Here is a 22,177-nt window from a genome sequence, read left to right as displayed (position 1 = left end):
CCCTCCGGCCGTCCTGACCGTGGCGTCGATCGAGCCGTCGCTATCCGACACCCGCCAGCCGGTGCCGGATGGTGCGGAAGGCGTCGGCCAGTTCGGGTGGGCCGATGTCGTCGAGTGTGGTGTCGAAGGTGATGAGCAGACCCGCGATGCCGGCCCAGGACCAGCCGCCGATGGTCAGCCGGCACCTACCGGAGTCGATGGCTTCCACGGCGGACCCTCCCGGCGCCCAGCGAGCGACGACATCGGCAGGCAGGGCGAGGGTGGCGCTGCCGACGCACTGCCACTGGCCGGGGGTGTCGCCTCGGTCGGGATTGCGGACGACGAGGCGGGTGAGGTCGTCCCGCGTCAGTGGCTGGGGTGTGAAGCCGGCTCCGGCGGGGGTCCGCGGGCGGATGCGGTCGACCCGGTAGGTGTGCCACGTGTGGCGCACGTGGTCGCGGGCGATGAGGTACCAGCGCCCGGCCCAGACGACGAGGTCGTGCGGCTCGACCTCTCGGGGAGGCTGGAATCCGGGCTCGCCGGGCGCGGGGATGCGGCCGTCGGGCGTGGTGTAGTCGAATCGCAGGACGTGGCGGGTGCGGATGGCCGATCCGAGGGTTTGCAGGGTCGCCACGTCGAGCGGTGGAGCCGAGAACTCCCAGTAGTTGCGCAGGCTCGTGACCTCGAAGGCCTCGCTGGCGGCCCGCAGGCGCGCGGGCATGACCTGGCGCAGGGTGGTCAGCGCACGGCTGAGAGCGTCGTCGATGCCCGTGACGACCGCAGGTGCGGTCCGCAGCGCGAGGGCGATGGCGACGGCCTGGTCGTCGTCGAGGACCAACGGCGGCAACTTCCCGCCGGCCCCGAGCCGGTAACCCCCGCCGGGGCCCTTGACCGCGTCGACGCGGTACCCGAGCTCGCGCAGGGTGTCGATGTCCCGGCGCAGGGTCCGTGGCGAGACGTCGAGTCGATCGGCGAGTTCGGATCCGGACCATTCGATGCGCGCCTCGAGCAGGGACAGCAGGCGCAGGATCCGCGCGGACGTGTCAGCCACGGAAGGCAGTCTCGCACCGGTAGCGGTCATTCGGTGGCCGCTACCGGTGCCACGGTGCGGGCATGTCTCACTCCTCCCGCATCTGCGCGCAGGACGTACCGGTGGCCGGCCGCCGGGCATCCCTCGCGCTGCTCGTCATGCTGTCCGCCTCGTTCATGGACCTGCTCGACGTCACGATCGTCACCGTCGCCGCCCCGGACATCGCCGCCGATCTGCACGCGTCCCCGTCGCAGTTGCAGTGGATGCTCGCGGCCTACACCCTCGCGCTCGGGTCCGGCCTGATCACGGGCGGGCGAGTCGGCGACGACCACGGCCGGCGCAAGGTCTTCCTCGTCTCCCTGGCCTGCTTCGCGGTCGCGTCCGCCGCGTGCGCGCTGGCCCCCTCGGCCGGGGTCCTGATCGCCGTCCGGGCGGTGCAGGGCCTGGCCGGTGGATTCATGGTGCCGCAGGTCTTCGGCATCATCCGGTCGTCGTTCGAGCCGGCCGCGATGGCCAAGGCCTTCGGTGCGTACGGGGCCGTCCAGGGACTGGCGTCGGTCGCCGGGCCGCTGCTGGGCGGAGCGCTCATCGAAGCGGACCTGTGGGGTCTGGGGTGGCGCACGATCTTCTGGATCAACCTCCCCGTCGCAGTCCTGGCCCTCGCGCTGGGGGCCCGGGTGCTTCCCGAGTCCCTCGCGCCGGTGCGCGTCCGTCCGGACGTGGCCGGGGCCGTCCTGGTCGCGGCCGCAGTGCTCCTGGTGCTCCTGCCGCTGGTGCAGGGCCGGGACTGGGGGTGGCCGTTGTTCGGATGGGCCCTGCTGGTGACCGGGCTGCTGCTCCTGGCCGTGTTCCTGGCCTATGAGCGTGCCCTGGCCCGTCGGGGCGGTCGGCCCGTGCTGGAGCCGGTCTTGCTGTCGATCCGGCCTTTCACCGCGGGCCTGGGGGCGTCGGTGCTGTTCTTCGGCGGCCTGGCCTCGTTCTTCCTGGTCCTGTCGGTCTACCTTCAGGCCGGCACCGGCCGCTCCGCGTGGGACACCGGCCTCGTGATCCTGCCGTATGCGATCGGGTCGTTGATCACCTCCGGCGCCGGGGTCGCCCTCGCCGCACAGGCCGGCCGCGCCCTCGTCGTCGCGGGTTCCCTGACCCTGGCCGCTTCCCAGGGGCTGCTGTGGTGGCTGGTCCGCGACGGCGCCACGGCCCCGGGCTACTGGCCCCTGGCCGGTGCCATGTTCCTCGGGGGCCTCGGCCTGGGGCTCGGGGCACCGATCCTGGTCAACGTCGTCCTCGCCGGAGTGCCGGGCCGCCACGCCGGTGCCGCCGGCGGGGTCCTGTCGACGGTGAACCAGATCGGCGGCGCCGCCGGTGTCGCCGTCCTCGGCACCGTCTTCTTCAATGCCCTCGGCCCGGCCGCCGGGGCGGAGTCCGGCGCACCGGCGCAGCTGTTCGGCCACGCCCTCGCTCAGGTGATGCCATGGCAGGTCGCCACCTGCGTCCTGGCCGCCCTCGCGATGCTCGCCCTGCCCGGAAGCGCCGCCACCCACCAGCGGTGACCTCCGTCCGCCAGGACGAGGAGTCGGACTCCTGACGTGATCCCGTTGCGTGGTGCCCGGACCGACAGGCCATGGCCCCCGGATGGACCCACTCCCGCTGCCGCCCGTCAGCGGGCGGCTTCCCGGAGGGACTGCCAGTCGGGGAGCTTCACCACGCCCCTGCCCAGTGAGGCTCCCAGTTCCGCCTCCGCCCGTTCGATCGACTGCCAACCCGTCCATTCCACGGGATCGGTCCCCGCCGCGCGCAGGGCCGCGAGGGGGTCACCGGGGACCGGCTTCGCGGCGAGGGCCGGCGCGTCCTCCAGGAGGGCCGTGGCCGTCTCCTTCGCACAGGGGCGGTTCGTGCCGATGACACCCGTCGGGCCCCGCTTGATCCAGCCCGCCACGTACTCGCCCGGAGTCACGACACCCCCGCACAGGACGCGGCCGGACCGGTTCGGGACGGTGCCGGTGGCCGGATCGAACGGAAGTCCCTCCAGAGGGACCCCCCGGTAGCCCACCGAGCGCAGGACCAGCTGTCCCTCGACGACCTCGTGGCGGCCCGTGCCCGTCACACCGCCGCGGCCGTCCGGGGCCGTCCGCTCGAACCGTGCCGCGCCCACGCGGCCCTGCTCGGCGAGCAGTTCGGCCGGGCGGAGGAAGAACCGGAGGCGGATGCGGCGCGGGGCGCCCGTCGGGGGCGTCTCGGCCCAGCCGCGCAGGACCTCCACGTTGCGGCGCTGCGGGGCGGGCAGCGCGGCGGGTTCCCGGTAACCCGGGTCCAGGGCCAGCTCCGCCGGGTCCACGACCACGTCGGTCTCCGGCAGGGTGCCCAGTTCGCGCAGCTCCTTGGTGGTGAACCGGGCCTGGGACGGGCCGCGCCGGCCCACCATGTGGATCTCGGTCACGCGGCTCTGAGCCAGGGTGGTCAGGGCCGCCTGCGGCATGTCGGTCGGGGTGAGCTCGGCCAGCCCCCGGGCCAGCATCCGCGTGACGTCCACGGCGACGTTCCCCACGCCGATGACCACGGCCGACCGGGCGTCCCGCAGGAAACCGGCGTCCACGGCGTCCGGGTGGGCGCTGTACCAGGACACGAACTGGGTCGCCGACCAGCTGCCCGGCAGGTCCTCCCCGGGGATGCCCAGCCGCCGGTCGGTGGCGGCGCCCAGGCAGTACACCACCGCGTGGTAGAGCTCCCGCAGTCTGTCGACCCGCACCCCACCGGGGCCGATCTGCACGCCGCCGAGGAACCGGACCCGGTCGTGCTCCAGGACCGCCCGCAAGGTGTTCTGCAGCGACTTGATCTTCTCGTGGTCGGGTGCCACGCCGTAGCGGACGAGGCCGTACGGGCACGGCAGCCGGTCCAGGACGTCGACGCGCACCTCGGAGTCCAGCTGGACGAGACTCTGGGCGGTGTAGCACCCGCTCGGCCCGGAGCCTACGACGGCGACTCGCAGCACGGCGGAACTCCTTACCCGGGGGATCCGACGGATCTCAGGAGAGCGCTGACGCCTCCAGCATCGCACCGGCCGGGCTCCGCTGACAGGGTGCTGTGCTCCACCCGCGGCGCGTGTCCGATCTGTAGGGAATGTGATCATGAGGTTACGTTCCGTGTGTGCTGGAAGCATCCTTTCTGAATCTTTCTGATCGCTCTCCGGCGGACGGTGCGGTGTCCGTGCGCCCCGCATGGGAAGTGCGGGAGAGCGAGGGCGCCACGCGGTGGTTCGAGTTCCGGCTGGCTTTCGCCGACGGCGCCCGGGTCGACGCGCTGGCCGTCGTGGGCGGCGGATGCGTCTGCGTCGAGGAGGTGCGCGCTCAGCCCGCGCTGTCGCTCGACGACCTGGCCGTGCTCGCTGACTGGATCGAGGAGGCGGTGGCGCAGGCGTGCGGTGCCGGACCCGGGCCGGACGGCCGCGGGACGCAGCGGCGCCGTGCCCGGCCGGCCTGGCCGCAGGGGGCGGAGGGGCGGCGGCAGGTGGCGCGGGAGTACCGCGCGGCCCAGCGGGACGGCGCCGACCCGGTGCTCGCCGTGATGGGTGCGACCGGGTACAGCCGCCGTACCTCCCTCAGGCTGATCGGCCAGGCCCGGGACGCGGGCCTGCTGCCACCGCGCCGCCCCCGGCGCTGACCGCGGCAGGGGCCCCGCCCCGGGGCGTGCTCAGAGCATGTTCCGCATCCGGGTGATCTCGCTCGTCTGCTGCGCGATCACCTCGTCGGCCATCTCCTCGACACGGATGTTGTTGCCCTGCCCCTTCACGTCCGTGGCCATGGTGATCGCGCCCTGGTGATGGGTCGTCATCAGGGCGAGGAAGAGTCGGTCGAAGGCCTTCCCGTCAGCCGTCCGGAGCTTCTTCAGCTGGGCCGGTGTCGCCATGCCGGGCATCGCGGCGTGCTCGTGCCGCTCCGCCTTCAGCGGCTTGCCGTACGACTTCAGCCAGCCCTTCATGGCCTCGATCTCGGGCTTCTGCCCGGCTGCGATGCGGTCGGCGATCCGCTTCACGTCCTTCGAACCGGAACGCTGCGGGGCGAGTTCGGTCATCACGAGGGCCTGGTCGTGGTGCTCGATCATCATGCGGACGTAGGAGACGTCGGCCGAGTTGGGGGAGTCGTTCTCCGAGCGCGCGTCGGCGGCCTCCTCGGCGGACAGGGTGCGGTTCGCCTCCCCGGGCTCGCCCGGCGCGATCACGGCGGGCCCGTCCGCGGCGGCCGGCTCGCGGTCCGGACCGGAGTCACAGCCTCCGACCGCGAGCACGGTCAGGGCGGCCACCCCCATCGCGACGGCGGACGCCCGGGACGCACGGCGGAAGAGCACAACGACCTCCTGTGGCAGGTGGGTTGGGACGCACCTCGGGTTGCGGACGACGTACTGGCACGCTTCCGCGGGTCATTGATCGGGAAACTTCATTGCGACTCTGTTGCCCCCTGTTGGTATGTGCATGGCGAAGACGATACTGCGTGGTGCGTGAACCGTTCCGCAGTGAACGGAACCAGGGAGGAAAACAGTGATCCTGTTGAACGACCGCAGAACACGCCGCAGACGCGTGGGAGTTGTGGCTGCCGCCGGTGGGCTGCTGGCCGCGCTCCTCACGGCGGGACCGGCAGCGGCCACCCCCGACCCCGGGGACGCGCCGGCCGCACCGAAGAAGGTTTCCCAGAGCGCTCAGGCCGAGGTCCGTGAGGCCATCCGGAGCGGCGAGATACCCGGCCAGGACGAGATCGTCCACTCCGACAACATCCAGCACCTGGCCCATGTCCCCAAGGACGTGCTTCAGGGCACCAACTCGGACCTCGCCTTCCAGGGCAGGTACGCGTTCGCGGGGAACTACGACGGTTTCCGCATCTTCGACATCAGCAATCCGAAGGTGCCCAAGACCGTCGCCCAGGTGCTGTGCCCAGGCTCGCAGAACGACATCTCCGTCTCCGGCAACCTGCTGTTCCTGTCCACCGACTCCTCGCGCAGCGACAGCAGTTGCTCCAGCACCACCCAGCCGGCGACCGAGAAGTCCTCCTGGGAGGGCATGAAGGTCTTCGACATCAGCGACAAGCGCAACCCGAGGTACGTCGCCGCCGTCGAGACCGCCTGCGGCTCGCACACCCACACGCTGGTGCCCGAGCGCCGCAACGTCTACGTGTACGTCTCCTCGTACTCGCCGAACGCCGCCTACCCCGACTGCCGGCCGCCGCACGACGGCATCTCCGTCATCAAGGTGCCGCGAGGCGCCCCCGAGAAGGCGAAGGTCGTGGGCTTCCCCGTGCTGTTCCCCGGTGAGGGGCCGGACGGCGGCGGCAACCCGGGCGGACCGACCAACCCGGGCGTCTCCAAGACCACCGGCTGCCACGACGTCACCGTGCTGCCGTCGAAGGACCTGGCGGCGGGCGCCTGCATGGGCGACGGCATCCTGTTCTCCATCAAGGACCCGGAGCGCCCGAAGATCATCGACCGCGTCCAGGACAACGTCAACTTCGCGTTCTGGCACTCGGCGACCTTCAACCAGAAGGCGAACAAGGTCGTCTTCACCGACGAACTGGGCGGCGGCGGCGCGGCCACCTGCAACGCGGAGATCGGCCCGGACCGCGGTGCCGACGGCATCTACGACGTGGTCGGCAAGGGCGACAAGCGCAAGCTCGTCTTCCGCAGCTACTTCAAGATCCCCCGCCACCAGGCGAACACCGAGAACTGCGTCGCCCACAACGGCTCGCTGATCCCGGTCAAGGGCAAGGACATCATGGTCCAGGCCTGGTACCAGGGCGGTGTCTCCGTCTGGGACTTCACCGACTCGGCCGAGCCGAAGGAGATCGCCTACTTCGACCGCGGCCCGCTGACCACCGACACGATCAAGTCCGGCGGTTCGTGGTCGGCGTACTACTACAACGGCTACATCTACTCGAACGAGTACGCGCGGGGCTTCGACGTCCTGAAGATCAAGGACCGGCGCACGGACCCGGCCCGCTGGGTCCACATGCGTGAGCTCAACGTGCAGACGCAGCCCGACTACTTCGACTGATCCGGCGGACCGCACTCCGGTGCGGCCCCGGTCGCGAAGAACCGCGACAGATCCTTGTCGCCCCTCCCGCCGCGGGCTCCGGTCTCCGGCGGGAGGCCCAGCTCCCAGTCGAGCCGGTAGCGCTTGAACAACTCGGCCCGCAGCACCGGCACCGGCATCGGCACCCCCGGCACCAGGGCCGCGTACACGGAGCCCATCAGCAGGGCGCGCATCATCGGGTAGTCGCTGTCGACGTCCGGCGTCCCGTGCCGGACCATGGTGTCCCGCAGCAGCTCGGCAAGACGCCGCTGCTCCGGGCACTGCATGAAGCCCTCGGCCTGAAGGATCCCCGCCATGTGCTGGCGCATCAGCACGGGCCGGTCCCTGGCCAGGCCCAGGATCGCGTCGATGGCCCGGGCCATCCGCTCCCGCCCGTCCTCGGTGCGCGGCTCGCGCTCCAGCGCCTCCTCCAGTGTGCGGTGCATCAGCCGGTGCACGGCGGACTGCACCAGCTGGCGCTTGCCGGGGAAGTAGTAGGACACCAGGCCACGGGCCGAACCCGCGCGGTCCGCGATGTCGCCGAGGGTGGTCGCGTCGTAACCCCGCTCGCCCACCAGCTCGACCGCAGCCTGGAGGAGCCGCTCCCGGGAGCGCCGCCGCAACTCTTCATTGACCGAGGCGCTACGCGGAGACATGCGGTAACTCCTGTGTTGACTGGCTGCCAGCCAACTATACTCAGAGCGTCCGGCCACGGCCTGCCAGGTCTGGGCCGGCGATGCCGTCTGCCTCGGGCGACACGGGGGATCGTCCGAGGCGGGCGAGCGCACGGATCCGATGGTGGCCTCGGGCTACTTGCCTCGGCCGGCCCGACGGCCACCATGCGGTGATCCTTCGAGGGCGCCTCGGGTGGCGCGGCAATGCCGTTGAGGGGGCCTCGTGTTCAGATCTGTCGGCGCCGGTGCACCCACACCGCTGCGGCCACCACCGTCGTCCCCAGCAGCCAGCCGCCCACGACGTCCGACGGCCAGTGGACGCCGAGCCATACCCGCGTCAGCCCGACCCCGATCACGGAGACGGCGGCCACGGCCACGGCCGTACGCCACACGGCCCGGCCGACGCCGTGCCGGTGCAGGAGCCACAACAACAGGCCGCACACCACCGTGGCGGTCATGGCATGGCCGGACGGGAACGCCGAGTAGTGGGCCGAGTCGACGGGGTCGGGCCACACGGGGCGCGGGCGGTCCACCGCGGCCTTGATGCCCTGCTGCACCAGGGTCCCGAGGGCGACGGCCAGCGCCAGCCACAAGGCCGTCCAGCGCGCCGCCCGCCGCACCAGCCACACGACGACAGCCGCGCACAGCAGTCGCATCGTCCACGGATCCCACACCCAGTCCGTGAGGATGCGGCACGTCTGGGTGAGGACCGGTGCGTCGACCGCCCAGCGGTGGGTGGTGCCGGCGATGTCCCCGTCCGCGCCGATCAACGGGCTCCATCTGGCCGCGACGAGGGTCAGCAGCAGTACCGAGCACAGGGCCAGGACACCGGCGAAGCGGGCGGCGGTGTGGTGCTCCTGGCGGGGCGGGGAGTCGACGGACGAGGTGTGCATACAGCGATCCTCGCCGAACCGGGGGGTCCGGATCCAGTAAGGCGACGATCTTCGGCTCTCGGACAACGCACTTCGGCCATCGGGAGCCACCGGATTCCGGCCGGGCGCACGCCTCGTCTTCCGGCACACGCCTCGTCCGACGCGGCCGCGCCCGCGACCCCGGCGGTCATCCCAGCGCCCGCAACCCCGGTACGAACGCCACCAGCACCGGCACCACCGGCACCAGCGCGGCCGCCGCCGTCAGCCGCAGGCGCCGGGCCGCGGTCAGCCGGTCCGGCGGCGTGAGCAACCGGTGCACCCGGGCCGGGACGTGGGCCTGAGGTGTCGGGCAGGGCCCGAACACGCCGCGGTGCTCGTTCAGTTCCACCAGGGCCAGGGCGGTGGTCAGCCGGCCGAAGCGGCGCGATGCCGTGTCGTCGGCGGCGAGTTCGACCAGGCGGTGCATCTCGTCACGGAACGCGGCGAACACCGGAACCTGCGGAAACCCGCCGGCCAGGGCCGAGGAACAGTTCAACAGCCAGTCGTGCCGGGCCCGGGCGTGGCCCTGCTCGTGGGCGAGGACGGCGTCCAGCCGGCGGCCCTTCAGCCGGAGCAACGCGGCCGTGGTGACGACCAGTTGCGGGGGAGCGCCGGGCTGCCACCAGGCATCGGGCCGCTCGCTCTCCAGGACGACGAGCCGGCCCGAGACGGCCACCTCGCCCGGCAGCAGCGGAGCCCGGACCAGCAGATCGGCCCGTCGGCGGCGGCGCCCGGCGCGGGCCCTGCCGATCTCGCGGAGCAGCATCGCCGCGCTCCACAGCCCGCCGCCGGCCAGCGCGAGGGCGGTGGTCGCCGCCCAGGGGCCCGCCGTGCCGAGGACGTAGGCCTCGACGACCGCGCGCGGGGCCGTCGCGAAGAGGTGCCCGCCGACCGCGTGCCAGGCCGCGGCCGCGCTGAGCGTCATCGACAGCGCGCAGCACACGAGGACGGTCGCCACGACGCACTGCCACACCCACAGCGCCACCACCGGCTCACGGTCCGGCCAGTCCGCCCGGGCGAGCAACCGGGGACCGACCACGGCGGTCAGGGCGCCGAGCAGCAACAGCGCGGCGGTGAGCATCATGAGGGCAGCCTATGAGGGCGGCCGCGCTCCGGGGTACGACTTGTGCCGCCGAAGTGACGCAGACAACGGATCCGTTGGGCGCGCGCCGGCCCGCTCCCGCTCACAGCGTGAGCAGCATGGCCACCATCGCGATCCCCATGGACAGCCGGCAGGCCCGCGCCAGCTCCGGCCGGTCGCCCCACCCGGCGGGACCGCCGCCCCCGCCCCCGGCCACGGCGGCGACCGGCACCAGCCGGACGCCGGTCAGCAGCACGTAACCGGCGAAGTACAGCAGCAGCGCCCCGGTCAGGAGCGGGACCCCCGATCCGCCCGCCCCGTGCGCGTGCGCGGGCGAACCGGCCATGACGACGGACATGTAGACCATCGCCCCGGCCCCCACCAGGTGGTGCAGATGGTGCGCGCCGGCCCGCGCCGCCCACAGCGCGTGAACGCCCGCCGCCCCGAACACCGCCGCGTAGACGGGCCACGCCCACGAAGGCGGGGTGAACACCGCCGCGGGCACGGCCATCGCGGCCATCCCGAAACCCATCAGCGCCTCGCCGCCCGCGGCGCTGCGCTGCCCCTCGGCACCGCTGCGCATCCGCGCCAGACAGTAGGCGCCGGTCACCGCGCAGAGCGCCACCAGCAGCCAGCCGGACGAAGCCGGTCCGTGCACGCGCACCTCCCCCTTCGGCAGTCGGTCATTCGATGCCCGGGCCATGCGGCGCGCACGCGAGCGCAAGGGTGTACACGGGGAGCATTGGACGGAGCACGCCAGGTGAGAGTATGTCTTTTACGAGTAAAACACATGCAAATCTTGTGCTCATGAGCAGTGCGCCACCCACCCCCGCCGCCCCGCCCGCCCGGCGCCTGAAGCCGGCGGGGGTGCTGCGCCTCGGCAGGCCCTCGGAGATCTGGTTCAAGCCCGCGCTGAGTGTCGTCGCGGCGACCGCTCCGCCCGCCCTCACCCTGTCGGCGCTCGGCCGGCCCGGCCTCGTGATGTACGCGATGGCCGGATCCCTGTGCGCGCTGTACGCCCACAACCGTCCGTACGCCGCCCGGGCCGGCGTCCTCGCCCGGGTGGTGCTGGGCATGCTCGGCGGGGTCGCCGTGGCCCTGGTCGCGGCCTCGCTGACCGGCAGCGCCGTCGTCCTGGTCACCGTCGGCGCCCTGCTGGCCGCCGCGCAGAAGGTGCTGTGCGACGCCACTCGGGTCGGCCCGCCGGGCAACGTCGTCCTCACCTTCGTCAGCTCCGCCTCCCTGTTCGCGCCGCAGACCCTCGGCCAGGTGCCCGGTCATCTGGCGCTGACCGCCGCGACGGGGGCCTGGGCCTGGCTGGTCTGCATGGCGCCCGCGCTCGTCCGGCCGCACGGACCGGAACGCCGCGCCACCGCCGCCGCACTGAAGGCCGCCGCCGTGTACGCGGACACCGGCGGCACGGGGGAGGAGCATGCCCGGGCCCGGGCCGCCGGTTACGCCGCCGTGCAGGCCGCCTGGCAGTCGCTGCTGTCCACCAGCGCCCCTTCCCGGACCAGGCGTGCCCTCGAACGGCTCGTCGTCCGCGCCGAGGTCGCCCTCGCGGCGCCGGCGGAGGCGGACGCGGAGCGGCTGCGCGCGTGGGCGGGCTCGCTGCGCGGCACCGGCCCCGTCCCCCAGGCCGGAGCGGCGGACGCGGCCGCCGACGAACTGCTCGGAGTGGACGCCGCCCGGCCCCTCCGGGCGCGGCTCGGCCCGCTGACCCCCCTCGCGGTGCGTACCGCCCTCGGCTGCGCGCTCGCCGGCTACGCCTCGCTCGCCCTCGGGATCGGCCGCCCCTACTGGGCGCTGGTCACCGCCGCCTCGCTCTACCAGGCGAACCTCACCCTGACCTGGAGCCGGGCCGTCCAGCGGGTGGTGGGCAACGTCGTCGGCGTGCTGGTCTTCCTGGCCGTCGTGCCGCTCGCGCACCTGGGGCCGGTGGCGCTCGTGCTGTGCTGCCTCGCGTTCAGCTTCGGCGCGGAGGTGCTGATCAGCCGCAACTACTGGCTCGGCAGTGTCTGTGTGACGCCCATGGCCCTGCTCATCACGGAGTTCGCCGGGCACCAGGAGCCCGGGGCGCTGATGGCGGAGCGGGTCGTGGACACCGTCGTCGGCGCGCTGGTCGGGTTCGCCGCCGCCCTGGCCGTCACCAACCGGCGCGCGGGCGCCCGCGTCGAACGGGCGCTGACCGCCGCGGACCGGGCCCGTGAACACGCCGCCCGCCTCCTGGCAGAGCCGGACCCCGGCACCGGGGCCCTGCAATCCGCCCGGCGCGGCCTCGCGGTCGCCCTGGCCGAGCTGCGCGCCACGGCCGACGCCGCCGCCGGTGAATGGTGGCAGCGGGCCCTGCCCCAGGAGCGGGTCGTGCTCGCCGAACAGGCCGGACACCGTACGCTCGCCGCGACGGCCCGACGCCAGGGACTGCTCCCGGACCGGGACCCGGCCACCGAAACGGAGGACGCACGGCCATGACGCCGACCGAAGGACCATCGCCCACGGGGGGCGACGCGGGACCGGCCCCGCAGCCGGGGAGCGGGGCGGAGCCGGTGGCGGAGGGGTGGTCGGCCGACGAGGAGGCGGCGGCCGGAGAGGGTGCGGTCGAGGACGCGTCCGGTGAGGATCTCCCGGCCGGCGGGCGCCGGGGCGACACCGTCGCCGCCGTCGTCCGGCAGTGGCAGGCCGTGCACCCCGGGCTCGACACCGGGCCGATGGAGATCATCGGGCGGATCAACCGCTGCGCCGCCCTGCTCCAGCAGGCCGAGGACGCTCCGCTGCGCCGGGCCGGACTCAGCCGGCCCGAGTTCGATCTGCTCGGTGCGCTGCGGCGGACCGGGCACGAACTGACGCCCGGGGACCTGGCCAGGGAGACCTTCTCCTCGGGGGCGGCCGTCACCAAGCGCCTGAAGCAGCTGACCGAGCGGGGTCTGGTCGAACGGCGGGGCGACACCCGTGACCGCCGGGTCGTCCACCTCCGGCTCACCGACGCCGGACGCGACCTGGTCGACGCGATCCTGCCCGTCCAGCTCGCCTACGAGACGGCCGTGCTGTCCGGCGTCGACGGCCCCGAACAGGGTGAACTCGCCGCCCTGCTGGGGGAGTTGCTCGGACAGCTGGAAGGGCGGCTCGGCGTTCTGCGGGCCTGATCGCCCATGGGCCGGCCGGTCGTGGTCCCGCCGAACCGGGTGCGACGACGCCGGGTCAGGCCTCGTCGCCCGCCCGGTACACGCCGAACACCGCCCCCTGCGGGTCCCGCAGCACCGCGATGCGCGGCCCGTCGGGCACGGAGGTGGGCACCATCAGGACCGTGCCGTGCCGCTGGACGACGGCGGTCGTGTCGTCCACGTCGGCGACGGCGAAGTACGGCAGCCAATGCGCCGGCACCTCGGGCGGGAACTTCTCGTCCATCGTCACCATGCCGCCGAAGTCCGCGCCGCCGACGCCCCACTGGGTGTAGCGGTCCGACGGGGCGACGGTCCAGCCGAACACCCGCGTGTAGAAGGACACGGCCCCCTCCGGGTCCCGCGTCATCAGCTCCACCCAGCCCAGCGAGCCGGGCACGTTGAACAGCCCTGCGCCCGGGAAGGTCCCGGCCTGCCACAGCTGGAAGACGGCGCCGCCCGGATCGGCGGCCACCGCGAACCGCCCCACGTCGAACACGTCCGTCGGACCGAACAGCAGTGTCCCGCCCGCCTCCGTCACCGCACGGACGGCGGCGTCCGCGTCGGTCACCGCGAACGACACGTTCCACGCGACCGGCTGCGACGGCTGGTACAGCGGGGCGAGCGCGGCGACGGCCGCGTCCCCGAGGTGCGCGACGGTGTAACCGCCGGCCTCCTGACGGGCGTCCGTCTCGGGCCGCCAGCCGAACAGCCGCGTGTAGAACCGCCGGGCCGCATCCAGGTCAATGGTCCCCAGCTCGGTCCAGCAGGGGCCGCCGGTCACCGGTGCGTCGAGTTTCATGGCGTTCCTTCCGCGAGCGGCGGGGACCTCGCCCCCGAGGGTCCCCTCCAGCACGCTAAGCCGCCCGCGGGGCTCCCTGCCATCCGGGGAAACCCGGTGGTGTGCCGCAGTGGCCGCGGCGTACCCTCGCCCCGTACCGCACCGCGTGGCGGCCTCCCGCTCCTTCAGCCCGCCCGGAGGTACCCATGCCCGCGCCCGAGGTGCGTCCCTTCCGCAAGACCGACCGCGACCAGCTGACCGACCTGGTCAACATGCACATCGCGGCCGTCGTCCCCGGCGTCTCCGTCTCCGTGAACACCGTCCTCGGCGACCTGGAGCGGCGGCCCGGCGAGTTCATCACCGACCCGTGGGTGGCCGAGCGGACGACGCTCGTCGCCGAGCAGCGCCGGTACGTCGTCGCCGCGGCCCATCTGCTGCGCTACCGCGCCGACGCGGAGGTAGGGGAGACCTACCGGGACGCCGCCGAGATCAACTGGTTGGTCCACCGCCCGGCGACGCCCCTCTGGCCGGACGCCGATCTGGCGGCGGACCTGCTGATGCGGGCGTGCCTCGCCCGGTTCGCCCGCTGGAACGCCCGCGTCCGGTACGCCGACGGCGCGCTGCCCGCCCCGCTCGTCTACGGCCTGCCCCACAACTGGCCGCACATCCGGGCCCTCTACGAACGCGCGGGATTCCGGCACACCGGAGACACCGAGGTCATCCTGATCGCCCGGGTGGCCGACCTGCCGCCCCACGAACCCCGGCCGGGTGTCACGGCCGAGCGCACGCTGGGGGAGTGCGGCACCCGCTTCACGGCCCGGGCCGGGGGCAGGACACTCGGCTTCGTCGAGATCGACACCGCCCTGGCCCGCCCGGAACGCCACACGCGCGCCTCCGGCCTCGCCGACATCGGCAACCTGCACATCGACCCGGCAGAGCACGGCACCGGGCTGGAGCACTGGCTGCTCGCCCGGGCCGCGGACTGGCTCCGGCTGTGCGGCGTGGACCGGCTCGTCGCCTACGAACCCGCCGACGGCGGTGCCATGACCGCGCTCCTGACCGGTGCGGGCTTTCGCGAACTCACCCGCACCGAGCGGGGCTGGGAGCACCGCCCGGGCCGGGCTCAGATGCCGGGCCGGTAGCGGATCGGATGGTCCGCCGGCACCTCCACCAGCACGATCGGCGTCCCGTCGGGATCCGCGATCCACATCTCGACCAGCCCCCAGGGTTCCTTCACCGGCGGCCGCACGATCTCCACGCCCTTGGCCCGCAGCTCCTCCTGCGCCGCCGCCACGTCGTCGACCTGGAGCCACAGCCGTACGGCGGGCGCCGGGGCGGTCTCGGACCGCCCCGAGACCTCCAGGAAGCCGCCGCCCAGGAAGAAGACGGTGCCCCGCTCGGCTCCCGTGCCGAACTCGCGGTACACGGCGAGGCCCAGTTGCTCGCCGTAGAAGGCACGCGACCGCTCGGGGTCGGTGGGGCGGAGCAGGATCCGGCTGCTGAGTACATGCACCATGCAGCGGAGCCTAGTGGTGGCGTTACGCTCATCCCTGCCCAGCCTCGCAGCCGCAAGGAGACGTACGCCCATGGAGACCGCCGCCACCGCACCGACGTTCCGCCACGCCACCGACGCCGACGTGGACGAGCTGGTCGCGCTGATCGAGTCGGCGTACCGGGGCGACGACAGCCGGGCCGGGTGGACCACCGAGGCGGACATCCTCGAAGGGCAGCGCACCGACCCCGAGGGCGTGCTGGAGGTCATCAAGTCGCCCGACAGCCGGCTCCTGACGGTGGAGCAGGACGGCAGGATCGTCGCCTGCTGCCAGCTGGAGCACCAGGGCGAGCACGCCTACTTCGGGATGTTCGCCGTCAGCCCCCGGCTCCAGGGCGCGGGACTCGGCAAGGTGATCATCGCGGAGGCGGAGCGGCAGGCCCGCGAAGCCTGGGGCGTGCGGGAGATGCAGATGACCGTGATCTCCGTACGCGACGACCTCATCGCCTGGTACGAGCGGCGCGGCTACCGCCGTACGGGGCGGATGACCCCGTTCCCGTACGGCGACGAGCGCTTCGGCGTTCCGCAGCGCGACGACCTCCGGTTCGAGCTCCTGGTCAAGGAACTCGCATAGTCATCAGGCCGTGAAACGGCCCGTGCGCTTGATGTCCGGGTGGTCGGTGGTCGCGCCGTCCAGACCGAACGCCCGGACGAGCCGCAGCTGGTCCTGCGTGTTCACCACCCAGCCGATGATTCTCAGGTCGGCCTTGCGGGCCCGCTCCACGATCTCCAGGGTCAGCCGGCGGATGTTCAGACAGACGGTCTCGGCGCCGGCCTGGACGGCGCGGTCCACGATGTCGGTGCCGTAGCGGCTGGCGATCAGCGCGGTGCGCACCCCCGGCACCAGGGGCTTGATCTCGGCGATCGCCTCGTCGTGGAACGAGGACACCTCCACGCGGCCCGCCAGCCCGCGCTCGTTCATCACCTCGGCCAGGGCCCGCGCCGCCTGCGCGTCCTTGATCTCCGCCTGGAGCGGCGCGTGGACGGCCTCCAGGACCTCCTCGAAGACCGGGACCCGCTCGCCTCGGCCCGCGTCCAGGGCCCGCAGTTCGGCGAGGGTCTTCTCGGCGATCGGGCCGGTGCCGTCGGTCGTGCGGTCCACATCCGTGTCGTGCATGACGACGAGCGCGCCGTCCTTGCTCAGGTGCAGATCGAGTTCGATGGCGTCCAGGCCCGCCTCCTGGGCGGCGACGAAGGACCGGAGGGTGTTCTCGGGTTCCACACCCATGACTCCGCGGTGACCGATGGTGAGGAAGTTCAAGACGCGACTCTCTTCCGTCGACAGGCGGCACTGGGGGCCTGACGGCCCCCCTGACCGTATCGCCTGGACCCGCCCTGTGCAGAGAGTGAGGGCATGGTCGCCGCACATCCGGGAAGAAGCGTGACCGACAGGAAAAAGTGCGGTGAAGCACAGGGTCGGGCAGGATAATTTCCCGGGTTCACCCTTGCTGGGAGGAACCTCGTGTGTATACGGTCGGCATACGTGAGATTCTCCCGTGGAAGGTGGGACATGACGGAAATTCTTGTGCAGGTGGGTTCGGAGGAAGGTCTTCCTCCCGTGGCCAGGGTGGTCGAGCACCCTGCATGGCCCGTGCTCAAGGATGCCGTGGAGCGGATCCGGCCATGGCAGTCCGAGGACGGGTCGATCGACTTCGACGCCGAGGGCGCGCCCGACCCGGCCGACGCCGAGCTCGCGGTCCGCCAGGTCGCCGACGCCGTCCTGGAGCTCTCCCCGCTGCTGCCGCACGACGGCGCCTACCACGAGGCCCTGGTCAAGGACCTGACCCGGTGGGCCGACGGCGGCTTCCAGGTGCCCGACTTCCTCGACTCGCTGCTGGCCTTCCAGCCCGCCGCGAACCGCGCGGACGGCCTCCAGCACCTCGTCGTCTTCCCGATGTACACCCAGAACGGCAACCCGGACCGCAACCTCGAAGCGGTCGTGCTGCGCATGGTCTGGCCGGACTGGCTGGCCGAGCTGGAGAGCGCCCGCTACGACAACCCGCTGTTCTGCGGCATCAAGTTCGAGGACTTCACGGCCGGCTACGACACCAACTCCGCCGTCCTCTTCCCCGAGACCATCGCCGTGCGCGAGGCCCCGGAGCGGTTCACCTGGGGCGGCATCTTCTGCGACCGCGAGGCCGCCCGTTTCCGCCGCGTGACCGACGCCGCCGTCGACATCCTGGGCCTGGAGCTGCCCGAGGACGTCGCCGCGATGGTCCACGACCAGAAGCGCTGCGAAGAGGCGTTCGTCCTGTGGGACATGGTCCACGACCGCACCCACAGCCACGGCGACCTGCCTTTCGACCCGTTCATGATCAAGCAGCGCCAGCCGTTCTGGATGTACGGCCTGGAGGAGCTGCGCTGTGACCTCACCGCCTTCAAGGAGGCCGTGAAGCTGGCCGGGGAAGGCGTGCCGCAGGCCCGTGACGTGCAGGTCGCGGTCCTCTTCGACCGCATGTTCCGCTTCCCGGTCACCGGCGAGCGGGTGCGCAACTACGACGGACTGGGCGGCCAGCTGCTCTTCGCGTACCTGCACAAGCACGACGTCGTCCGCTGGACCGACAACAAGCTCACCATCGACTGGGAGCGCGCCCCGCAGGTCACCAACCAGCTGTGCGCCGAGATCGAGGACCTGTACCGCGACGGCATCGACCGCCCGAAGCTGGTCCACTGGTTCGCCGGGTACGAGCTGGTCTCCACCTACCTCTCCCCGCACCCGGGCTCCAAGTGGGCCAAGGGTCCCGACGCCCTGGACACGTCGCAGCCGCCGCGGAAACTCGTCGATGACGTGCTTCCGGACGAGTTTCCGCTGAGCATGTTCTATGAGGCCCTGTCCAAGAAGCTGAAGAACGTGATCGCCTCGACCAAGGGCATCACGGCGGACAGCGCCGAGCGGATCGCCGCGTGAGCGATCGGCGTACCGGGAACACTGCTCAGGAGGCGAAGATCATGGGGAACGGGGCGCTCAGCGGTGCGGTGATCGCGGTGGCCGGAGCGGGCGGGCCCGCCGGCCGGGCCGCACTGCTCAGGCTGGCCGAGGCGGGAGCGACGGTCATCGGGTCGGACAACGACCCGGAGCGGCTGGCGGAGGCGGTGGACGCGGCGAGCTTCGCGTCCGGCGGCGCCACCGTCACCGGGGACACGGTCGATCTGCTGGACCTGGGGGCGACCCGCGACTGGGCCACCCGCATCGAGAAGGACTTCGGCCGCGTCGACGGCCTGGTCCACCTCGTCGGCGGCTGGCGCGGCAGCGAGACCTTCACCCGGACCAGCCTCGACGACTGGGACTTCCTGGAGATGCTGCTGGTCCGCACGGTGCAGCACACCTCCCTCGCGTTCCACGAGGCGTTGCAGCGCAGCGACCGCGGCCGGTACGTGCTGATCAGCGCCGCCGGGGCCAGCAAGCCCACCGCCGGCAACGCCGCCTACGCGGCCGGCAAGGCGGCGGCCGAGGCGTGGACGCTGGCCATGGCGGACTACTTCCGCAAGGCCGGGGGCGCCGAGGGACCGACGTCGGCTGCCGCGATCCTGGTGGTGAAGGCGCTGGTCCACGACGCGATGCGCGCCGACCGGCCCAACGCGAAGTTCGCGGGCTTCACCGACGTCAAGGACCTTGCCGAGGCCATCACCGAGGTCTGGGAGAAGCCCGCCGCCGAAGTGAACGGAAACCGTCTGTGGCTCACCGAGAAGCCGTGAACCCGCCGAAGACCGACGCCCGTCGTCATCACGACCCCGAGGTCCGCGGTTTCGCCAGCGACAACTACGCCGGGGCCCACCCGGAGGTGCTCGCCGCCCTGGCCCTGGCCAACGGCGGGCACCAGGTCGCGTACGGCGAGGACGCCTACACCGAGAACCTCCAGCAGGTGGTCCGCAGCCACTTCGGGCCCACGGCCGAGGCGTTCCCGGTCTTCAACGGCACCGGCGCGAACGTCGTCGCGCTCCAGGCGGTCACCGACCGCTGGGGCGCGGTGATCTGCGCGGAGAGCGCGCACATCAACGTCGACGAGTGCGGGGCCCCGGAGCGGGTCGGCGGCCTGAAGCTGCTGACCGTCCCGGCGCCCGACGGCAAGCTCACGCCCGAGCTGATCGACCGGCAGGCGTACGGCTGGGACGACGAGCACCGGGCGATGCCGCAGGTGGTCTCCATCGCCCAGGCCACCGAGCTCGGCACGGTCTACACGCCGGACGAGATCCGGGCCATCTGCGAGCACGCCCACGCGCACGGCATGAAGGTGCACCTGGACGGCTCCCGGCTGGCCAACGCGGCCGCCACCCTGAACGTCCCGATGCGGACGCTGACCAACGCCGCCGGCGTCGACATCCTCTCGCTGGGCGGCACGAAGAACGGCGCCCTGTTCGGTGAGGCCGTCGTGGTCGTCAACCAGGACGCCGTCAGCCACATGAAGCACCTGCGCAAGCTGTCCATGCAGCTCGCCTCCAAGATGCGCTTCGTGTCGGTGCAACTGGAGGCCCTGCTCGCCCGGGACCTGTGGCTGCGCAACGCCGGGCACGCCAACGAGATGGCCCAGCGCCTCGCCGAGGGCGTGCGGTCCGTGCACGGGGTGGAGATCCTCTACCCGGTGCAGGCCAACGCGGTCTTCGCGCGCCTCCCGCACGACGTGAGCGAGCGCCTCCAGAAGCGATTCCGGTTCTACTTCTGGGACGAGGCCGCGGGCGACGTCCGCTGGATGTGCGCCTACGACACGACCGAGGACGACGTGGACGCGTTCCTGGCGGCGCTGAAGGAGGAGATGGCCCGCTAGTGGATGCATATGTATGCGGCAGAGCGTAAATTGATTGACGAGGGGGCGATCTCTTCTTACGCTCTGCCGTCATGCAGTTGATCCAGCAGACGCCCGACCTGTCCGCCTACCTGGCCGCGGACGAGGTGATCGACCACCACCATCCGCTCGTGCGGGATACGGCGGCGAGGCTTGCCGACGGGGCGGCCGATTCGTATGACTATGCACGGGCGGCCTTCGAGTTCGTCCGCGATGCCATCCCGCACTCGCAGGACTCCGGTGATCTCCGCGTCACCTGGCGCGCCTCCGACGTCCTGGAGCAGCGCACCGGCATCTGCTACGCCAAGGCCCACGCGCTGGCAGCCCTGCTCCGGGCCGAGGACATTCCCACCGCGCTGTGCTACCAGAAGTTCGACGTGGTGCACGGGCTGGTCGCCGTGCGGTTCAACGGCGCGTGGCACCGGCAGGACCCCCGGGGCAACAAGCCCGGTGTCGACGCCCGGTTCTGTCTGGATGGCGAGCGGCTGGCCTTCGTGCCCGACTTTGCGTCCAATGAACTGGACTACCCGGTCTTGTATGCTGCACCACATCCGGTCGTGCTCGACGCGCTCACGGCGGCGCGCGACCGGCCGCACCTGTGGCAGACGCTCCCCACCGCACTCTGAGGCAAGGCGACCATGACGCTCACCCTGACCGTGTCCGACGACGTACGCGCACTCGCCCCCGGTTTCACACACGTCGCGATCGAGGCGCACGGCCTGGTCAACGGCCCGAGCAATGAGGCCGGTTCGGCCCTGCTGGACGACGCGGCGCGCAGGCTCGCCGTACGACTGGGCGGCCGCGCCCCGCACGAGGACCCGCACATGGCCGCATGGCGCGAGACCTACACGGCGTTCGGCTCCAAGCCGTCCCGCACCCGCAACTCCGCGGAGGCGCTGGCCAAGCGGGCCCTCTCGGGCGCCGGGCTGCCCCGCATCAACCTGCTGGTCGACCTCTACAACGCCGTCTCCGTCGCCCATCTGATCCCCGTCGGCGGCGAGGACATCGACCGCATCGAGGGTGGCATGCGGCTGATCCGCGCCACGGGGGAGGAGGACTTCGTGACTGTCGCCGGGGGCGAGGAGACCGTCGAGCACCCCGACGCGGGCGAAGTCGTGTGGCGCGACGACGCGGGCGTGACCTGCCGCCGCTGGAACTGGCGCCAGGGCCCGCGCACCCGGCTCACCGAGCGGACGACGTCCGGCATCTTCCTGCTGGAGAGCCTGGCGCCGATGCCGGTCGCCGAGGTGACGGCGGCCGCCGCGGAACTCGCCGAGCTGCTGGCGAAGTTCAGCCCGGGAGCGGACATCGCCGTCCGCGCTCCGGAGTCCTCCGCCTGAGCCCCGGGCCGGGCGTACGTCAGTGCGCCTCGGCCGCCCGCACCTGCTCCGGCGTCGGGGCCGTGCCGCCGAGGTGGGCCGGCATCCACCAGGTGTCGTCCGGACCCTTCGGGCGGACGGGGTAGGCGCGCTGGGCGGCCTCCAGGAGCTCCTGGACGCGCTCCCGCAGCTGACGCGTGATGGCACCCGCGTACTTGTCGCGGGACGCCTCGATCGCCTCGCCCACCCGGATGGTGATGGGGATGTGGCTGCGCTTGAAGTTGCGCGGCTGGCCCTTCGTCCACAGCCGCTGCGTGCCCCACACCGCCATCGGGATCAGCGGGACACCGGCCTCCTGGGCCAGGCGCGCGGCGCCCGACTTGAAGCTCTTCAGCGTGAACGACTGCGAGATCGTCGCCTCCGGGAAGACCCCGACGATCTCGCCCGACCGCAGCGAGTCCAGGGCGTGCGCGTAGGCCGCCTCGCCCTGCTTGCGGTCCACGGGGATGTGCTTCATCCCGCGCATCAGCGGACCCGAGATGCGGTGCCGGAAGACGGACTCCTTCGCCATGAAACGTACGAGACGTTTCTGCGGCAGCGCCGCCAGGCCGTCGAAGACGAAGTCCAGGTAGCTGATGTGATTGCTCACCAGCACGGCGCCGCCCGAGCGCGGGATGTTCTCCGAACCCTGGAGGTCGATCTTGAGGTCCCACACCTTGAACAGCGTGCGGGCGAAACCGACGACGGGACGGTAGACGAGCTCTGCCATGGGCGGGCCGGACCCTTCCTGCTCTGCCTGGGAAGGGATTCCCAGTGGAAAGTTACGCAGCCGTAGGTTTACGGCTTGTCGCAGATCGTG

23 protein-coding genes are annotated in these 22,177 nt (G+C 72.3%); 12 read left to right on the top strand and 11 right to left on the bottom strand.

Annotation, left to right across the window (positions count from 1 at the left end; translation table 11 throughout):
• Positions 1-40 precede the first annotated feature (40 nt).
• Positions 41-1,030, bottom strand: a complete 990-nt coding sequence (locus AB0E85_RS10095; protein ID WP_361924531.1) for a WYL domain-containing protein — start codon at positions 1,028-1,030, stop codon at positions 41-43.
• Between the two features lie 62 nt (positions 1,031-1,092).
• Here AB0E85_RS10095 and AB0E85_RS10090 point away from each other — a divergent pair, with 62 nt between their 5' ends.
• On the top strand, positions 1,093-2,559 hold the full coding sequence (locus tag AB0E85_RS10090; RefSeq protein WP_361924529.1) for an MFS transporter: 1,467 nt from the start codon (positions 1,093-1,095) through the stop codon (positions 2,557-2,559).
• 107 nt (positions 2,560-2,666) lie between these two features.
• Here AB0E85_RS10090 and AB0E85_RS10085 read toward each other — a convergent pair whose 3' ends face one another.
• Positions 2,667-3,998, bottom strand: a complete 1,332-nt coding sequence (locus AB0E85_RS10085; protein WP_361924527.1) for an FAD-dependent oxidoreductase — start codon at positions 3,996-3,998, stop codon at positions 2,667-2,669.
• A 209-nt stretch (positions 3,999-4,207) separates the two neighbouring features.
• Between AB0E85_RS10085 and AB0E85_RS10080 the strand changes: the two genes are divergently transcribed.
• Positions 4,208-4,666, top strand: a complete 459-nt coding sequence (locus AB0E85_RS10080; protein ID WP_361924525.1) for a DUF6214 family protein — start codon at positions 4,208-4,210, stop codon at positions 4,664-4,666.
• Between the two features lie 30 nt (positions 4,667-4,696).
• Here the strand turns inward: AB0E85_RS10080 and AB0E85_RS10075 are convergent, their stop codons facing one another.
• Positions 4,697-5,350, bottom strand: a complete 654-nt coding sequence (locus AB0E85_RS10075) for a DUF305 domain-containing protein (protein ID WP_361924523.1) — start codon at positions 5,348-5,350, stop codon at positions 4,697-4,699.
• Positions 5,351-5,540: 190 nt separating this feature from the next.
• Here AB0E85_RS10075 and AB0E85_RS10070 point away from each other — a divergent pair, with 190 nt between their 5' ends.
• The gene (locus AB0E85_RS10070) at positions 5,541-7,043 is read left to right on the top strand and encodes a hypothetical protein (protein ID WP_361924521.1); all 1,503 of its coding nucleotides are present in this window, start codon (positions 5,541-5,543) and stop codon (positions 7,041-7,043) included.
• Here the strand turns inward: AB0E85_RS10070 and AB0E85_RS10065 are convergent.
• From AB0E85_RS10065 to AB0E85_RS10050, 4 genes are all read right to left on the bottom strand, one after another.
• Positions 7,031-7,717: a helix-turn-helix domain-containing protein gene (locus tag AB0E85_RS10065; protein ID WP_361924519.1), complete on the bottom strand. Its 687-nt coding sequence runs from the start codon at positions 7,715-7,717 to the stop codon at positions 7,031-7,033. The genes AB0E85_RS10070 and AB0E85_RS10065 overlap by 13 nt on opposite strands.
• A 245-nt stretch (positions 7,718-7,962) precedes the next feature.
• Positions 7,963-8,628, bottom strand: coding sequence for a phosphatase PAP2 family protein (locus AB0E85_RS10060; RefSeq protein ID WP_361924517.1), 666 nt, complete (start codon positions 8,626-8,628; stop codon positions 7,963-7,965).
• 166 nt (positions 8,629-8,794) lie between these two features.
• Complete coding sequence (locus tag AB0E85_RS10055; RefSeq protein ID WP_361924515.1) at positions 8,795-9,730, bottom strand: M56 family metallopeptidase; 936 nt, start codon at positions 9,728-9,730, stop codon at positions 8,795-8,797.
• 100 nt (positions 9,731-9,830) lie between these two features.
• Entirely contained in the window at positions 9,831-10,385 is a 555-nt protein-coding gene (locus AB0E85_RS10050; protein ID WP_361924513.1) for a DUF5134 domain-containing protein, read from the bottom strand.
• 149 nt (positions 10,386-10,534) lie between these two features.
• On the opposite strand from AB0E85_RS10050, the gene AB0E85_RS10045 reads away from it, so the two are divergent.
• Complete coding sequence (locus AB0E85_RS10045; RefSeq protein WP_361924511.1) at positions 10,535-12,199, top strand: FUSC family protein; 1,665 nt, start codon at positions 10,535-10,537, stop codon at positions 12,197-12,199.
• A complete protein-coding gene (locus AB0E85_RS10040; RefSeq protein WP_361924509.1) occupies positions 12,196-12,870 on the top strand; it encodes a MarR family transcriptional regulator in 675 nt (224 codons plus the stop codon). Before AB0E85_RS10045 ends, AB0E85_RS10040 begins: the two co-directional genes overlap by 4 nt.
• Before the next feature lie 55 nt (positions 12,871-12,925).
• Here the strand turns inward: AB0E85_RS10040 and AB0E85_RS10035 are convergent, their stop codons facing one another.
• The gene (locus AB0E85_RS10035; protein ID WP_361924507.1) at positions 12,926-13,687 is read right to left on the bottom strand and encodes a VOC family protein; all 762 of its coding nucleotides are present in this window, start codon (positions 13,685-13,687) and stop codon (positions 12,926-12,928) included.
• Positions 13,688-13,872: 185 nt separating this feature from the next.
• Between AB0E85_RS10035 and AB0E85_RS10030 the strand changes: the two genes are divergently transcribed.
• The gene (locus AB0E85_RS10030; protein WP_361924505.1) at positions 13,873-14,808 is read left to right on the top strand and encodes an N-acetyltransferase; all 936 of its coding nucleotides are present in this window, start codon (positions 13,873-13,875) and stop codon (positions 14,806-14,808) included.
• Here AB0E85_RS10030 and AB0E85_RS10025 read toward each other — a convergent pair.
• Entirely contained in the window at positions 14,790-15,182 is a 393-nt protein-coding gene (locus tag AB0E85_RS10025) for a VOC family protein (protein ID WP_361924503.1), read from the bottom strand. The two genes, AB0E85_RS10030 and AB0E85_RS10025, sit on opposite strands and share 19 nt — an antisense overlap.
• A 70-nt stretch (positions 15,183-15,252) precedes the next feature.
• On the opposite strand from AB0E85_RS10025, the gene AB0E85_RS10020 reads away from it, so the two are divergent.
• A complete protein-coding gene (locus AB0E85_RS10020) occupies positions 15,253-15,792 on the top strand; it encodes a GNAT family N-acetyltransferase (RefSeq protein WP_361924501.1) in 540 nt (179 codons plus the stop codon).
• A gap of 3 nt (positions 15,793-15,795) precedes the next feature.
• On the opposite strand, the gene AB0E85_RS10015 is transcribed toward AB0E85_RS10020, so the two are convergent.
• Positions 15,796-16,479 (bottom strand): glycerophosphodiester phosphodiesterase family protein, encoded by a 684-nt coding sequence (locus AB0E85_RS10015; RefSeq protein WP_361924499.1) that lies wholly within the window; start codon positions 16,477-16,479, stop codon positions 15,796-15,798.
• A gap of 249 nt (positions 16,480-16,728) precedes the next feature.
• Between AB0E85_RS10015 and AB0E85_RS10010 the strand changes: the two genes are divergently transcribed.
• The 5 genes from AB0E85_RS10010 (at position 16,729) to AB0E85_RS09990 (ending at position 21,339) form a co-directional block, all read left to right on the top strand.
• Positions 16,729-18,126, top strand: a complete 1,398-nt coding sequence (locus AB0E85_RS10010; protein WP_361924497.1) for a DUF6421 family protein — start codon at positions 16,729-16,731, stop codon at positions 18,124-18,126.
• 41 nt (positions 18,127-18,167) lie between these two features.
• Positions 18,168-18,914 carry an SDR family NAD(P)-dependent oxidoreductase gene (locus AB0E85_RS10005; protein ID WP_361924495.1) on the top strand — a complete coding sequence of 249 codons (747 nt, stop codon included), beginning with the start codon at positions 18,168-18,170 and terminating at the stop codon, positions 18,912-18,914.
• Positions 18,911-19,981, top strand: a complete 1,071-nt coding sequence (locus AB0E85_RS10000) for a low specificity L-threonine aldolase (RefSeq protein ID WP_361924493.1) — start codon at positions 18,911-18,913, stop codon at positions 19,979-19,981. Before AB0E85_RS10005 ends, AB0E85_RS10000 begins: the two co-directional genes overlap by 4 nt.
• Positions 19,982-20,052: 71 nt before the next feature.
• A complete protein-coding gene (locus AB0E85_RS09995; protein ID WP_361924491.1) occupies positions 20,053-20,625 on the top strand; it encodes a transglutaminase domain-containing protein in 573 nt (190 codons plus the stop codon).
• Positions 20,626-20,637: 12 nt separating this feature from the next.
• Positions 20,638-21,339, top strand: a complete 702-nt coding sequence (locus AB0E85_RS09990) for a phenylalanine--tRNA ligase beta subunit-related protein (protein ID WP_361924489.1) — start codon at positions 20,638-20,640, stop codon at positions 21,337-21,339.
• A gap of 19 nt (positions 21,340-21,358) precedes the next feature.
• Here AB0E85_RS09990 and AB0E85_RS09985 read toward each other — a convergent pair whose 3' ends face one another.
• Positions 21,359-22,087 (bottom strand): lysophospholipid acyltransferase family protein, encoded by a 729-nt coding sequence (locus AB0E85_RS09985; RefSeq protein WP_033307110.1) that lies wholly within the window; start codon positions 22,085-22,087, stop codon positions 21,359-21,361.
• Positions 22,088-22,177 lie beyond the last annotated feature (90 nt).

Source organism: Streptomyces sp. NPDC029044, assembly GCF_040637495.1.
Classification (GTDB): Bacteria; Actinomycetota; Actinomycetes; order Streptomycetales; family Streptomycetaceae; genus Streptomyces.
Note: the sequence above shows the minus strand (reverse complement) of the source record. Positions and strands in the feature narration are given on the sequence as shown.

Coding starts and splice junctions, on each gene's coding strand:
- AB0E85_RS10090 (WP_361924529.1), top strand. CDS start 1,093: ATGTCTCACTCCTCCCGCATCTGCGCGCAGGACGTACCGGTGGCCGGC.
- AB0E85_RS10065 (WP_361924519.1), bottom strand. CDS start 7,717: ATGTCTCCGCGTAGCGCCTCGGTCAATGAAGAGTTGCGGCGGCGCTCC.
- AB0E85_RS10060 (WP_361924517.1), bottom strand. CDS start 8,628: ATGCACACCTCGTCCGTCGACTCCCCGCCCCGCCAGGAGCACCACACC.
- AB0E85_RS10055 (WP_361924515.1), bottom strand. CDS start 9,730: ATGATGCTCACCGCCGCGCTGTTGCTGCTCGGCGCCCTGACCGCCGTG.
- AB0E85_RS10045 (WP_361924511.1), top strand. CDS start 10,535: ATGAGCAGTGCGCCACCCACCCCCGCCGCCCCGCCCGCCCGGCGCCTG.
- AB0E85_RS10040 (WP_361924509.1), top strand. CDS start 12,196: ATGACGCCGACCGAAGGACCATCGCCCACGGGGGGCGACGCGGGACCG.
- AB0E85_RS10035 (WP_361924507.1), bottom strand. CDS start 13,687: ATGAAACTCGACGCACCGGTGACCGGCGGCCCCTGCTGGACCGAGCTG.
- AB0E85_RS10030 (WP_361924505.1), top strand. CDS start 13,873: ATGCCCGCGCCCGAGGTGCGTCCCTTCCGCAAGACCGACCGCGACCAG.
- AB0E85_RS10025 (WP_361924503.1), bottom strand. CDS start 15,182: ATGGTGCATGTACTCAGCAGCCGGATCCTGCTCCGCCCCACCGACCCC.
- AB0E85_RS10020 (WP_361924501.1), top strand. CDS start 15,253: ATGGAGACCGCCGCCACCGCACCGACGTTCCGCCACGCCACCGACGCC.
- AB0E85_RS10010 (WP_361924497.1), top strand. CDS start 16,729: ATGACGGAAATTCTTGTGCAGGTGGGTTCGGAGGAAGGTCTTCCTCCC.
- AB0E85_RS10005 (WP_361924495.1), top strand. CDS start 18,168: ATGGGGAACGGGGCGCTCAGCGGTGCGGTGATCGCGGTGGCCGGAGCG.
- AB0E85_RS09995 (WP_361924491.1), top strand. CDS start 20,053: ATGCAGTTGATCCAGCAGACGCCCGACCTGTCCGCCTACCTGGCCGCG.
- AB0E85_RS09990 (WP_361924489.1), top strand. CDS start 20,638: ATGACGCTCACCCTGACCGTGTCCGACGACGTACGCGCACTCGCCCCC.
- AB0E85_RS09985 (WP_033307110.1), bottom strand. CDS start 22,087: ATGGCAGAGCTCGTCTACCGTCCCGTCGTCGGTTTCGCCCGCACGCTG.